The sequence below is a fragment of the Xenorhabdus budapestensis genome (genome assembly GCF_002632465.1).
Taxonomy (GTDB): Bacteria; Pseudomonadota; Gammaproteobacteria; order Enterobacterales; family Enterobacteriaceae; genus Xenorhabdus; species Xenorhabdus budapestensis.
The window spans coordinates 1-405 of the sequence record NZ_NIBS01000154.1 but is presented as its reverse complement, the minus strand read 5'-3'; the positions used below and the strand labels follow the sequence as shown (position 1 = coordinate 405).

The following is a 405-nucleotide window of genomic DNA, read 5'->3' as shown; positions in this document are numbered from 1 at the left end:
TGGATGGTGGTCGCATAACGTCCGCGGCCTTTGCCTAACCGGTCAGTCCGGTATTGCAGTACCGCCAAAGCATCGCCGTCAAGTAACTTGTGACGAAAGCCAAGGCGCAGCATTTGGGACACTGTCTGTTTGCGTTCGACATCACAGTAACGCCCCGGATCATTCGCCCACGAACGCCAGTGGGCTTCAATCACTTTGCCGTATTCATTGGCCCAGGTCGCATCAAACGCATTGTTACCGGTGAGTAATTTCAGCATCCGGTAATCCGGTTTAAATATCGGTCGGTAGTTCGCACCGATGGCACTATCCAATACGCGGGTGATGGTGCCGGACGCCCAGCCGTCATTACGCGCCAAATCGCGCATGCGTGACACGATACGGTCACGATAGATGTTAATTTCATTA

The 405-nt window shown here is 53.3% G+C and carries 1 protein-coding gene; it reads right to left on the bottom strand.

Annotation, left to right across the window (positions count from 1 at the left end):
• The coding region (locus tag Xbud_RS19395; RefSeq protein WP_145956700.1) for a phage portal protein at positions 1-405 on the bottom strand (405 nt) is incomplete at both ends.